This window comes from Nocardioides sp. P5_C9_2 (assembly GCF_054049555.1).
In genome coordinates this window covers 1-1,636 of the sequence record NZ_JBFUMD010000656.1, presented here as the reverse complement: position 1 = coordinate 1,636, position 1,636 = coordinate 1, and the positions used below count along the sequence as shown (strand labels likewise).

Sequence of the window (1,636 nt, the reverse complement as noted above, 5' to 3'; positions counted from 1 at the left end):
GTGCTGCGCAACCGTCCGGTCCTGGCCATGGGCCTGATCGGTGGCCTCATGTCCAGCAACCGGTTCATCGGCGTCGAGGAACGGCTGGTGGACATCGAGCGACAGCTCACGCTCGAGGACGACCAGCTCGTCGTCCTCGACCGGGACGAGTGGGGGCGGCTCCCGGCCCGCGTCGAGATGTACCGGGCCGCCCTCGCCCTCAACGCGGGGGACCCCGCCGGGACCATCGACCACGCCGGTCGTGCCCTCGGGGCCGCGGTCGGGGACGACGACCTGGTCCGCGCGGCCGCCTCCGCCCTGTCCGGCCTCGCCTCCTGGACCACCGGGGACCTCGACGCCGCTCGGCGCGGCTACGCGGCCGCGCTGGAAGGGCTGCGGAGGGCCGGTCATGTCGCCGACGTGCTCGGCTGCTCCATCGCACTGGCCGACCTCGCGATGACCCAGGGGCGGCTGGGGGAGGCACAACGCGTCTTCGAGGACGCCCTCGACCTGGCCGCTCCCGAGGCACCCGGCCCGCGGGGCCGGGCGGACATGTTGGTGGGGCTGGCCCGGGTCGCCTGGGAGCGCGACGACATGGTGGCTGCGGCCGCCCAGCTGYGCGCCGCCGAGGACCTGGGCGACGCCGGCGCGCTGGCGCAGAACCCCTACCGCTGGCGGGTCGCGATGGCCGGGCTGCGGGCGGCCGAGGGCCGCCCGGACGTCGCCCTGGCCCTCCTCGACGAGGCGGAGCGGGTGTACGTCGGCGACTACTCACCCGACGTACGGCCGGTGCACGCCGTGCGCGCACGACTGCTGGCGACGCAGGGTGACGTGACCGGGGCCGGTGCCTGGGCCGTCCGGCACCACCTCGCGCCCGACGACGAGCTGAGCTACGTGCACGAGTACGAGCACGTGACGTTGGCGAGGATCCTGCTGGCGCAGCGGTCGGCCCGAGCCTCGGACCTGCTCGACCGGCTCTTGTCCGCGGCCGAGGACGGGGGCCGGGTCGGCACCCAGATCGAGGTCCTCGTGCTGCAGGCACTCGAGCGGGGGGACGTCGCCCCGCTCGAGCGGGCCCTCGTGCTGGCGGAGCAAGACGGCTGGACCAGGGTCTTCGTCGCCGAGGGGGAGCCGATGGCCAGGCTGCTGGAGAGGCTCGCCCGCTCCCACCCCGACTGGCCCCACCTGCACCGCGTCCTGGACGCCGCGAGGGCCTCCGTACGGCCCGCGCACGCCCCACTCCTTCCGACGCCGCAGCCCCTCGTCGACCCGCTGAGCGACCGCGAGCTCGACGTGCTCCGGCTGCTGGCCAGCGACCTGGACGGCCCGGGCATCGCGCGCCAGCTGGTGGTCTCGCTCAACACGGTCCGCACGCACACCAAGCACATCTACGCCAAGCTCGGCGTCAACAGCCGGCGCGCCGCCGTCCGCGAGGCGCACCGGCTAGACCTTCTCGCCGGTCGCCGCTGAGCCGTGCCGCAGGGCGAAGATCACCACCCCGGTCACCACATGGTGTGACGTGCAGCCACCGGCTCCAGGCCTAGCGTCCCGGGCATGAACACATCGGTCGGTGGCCAGGACGAACCCGGCTGGTACGAGATCCACCTCCAGGGTCGGCTCGACCGGCGTTGGGAGGCCTGGTTCGACGGGATGACCC

1 protein-coding gene is annotated in these 1,636 nt (G+C 74.3%); it reads left to right on the top strand.

The annotated features are described in order from the left end of the window. On the top strand, positions 1 to 1,449 hold a 1,449-nt coding region (locus tag ACXJKL_RS20700), incomplete at its 5' end, for a LuxR C-terminal-related transcriptional regulator (protein ID WP_457208876.1). Positions 1,450 to 1,636: the final 187 nt, after the last annotated feature.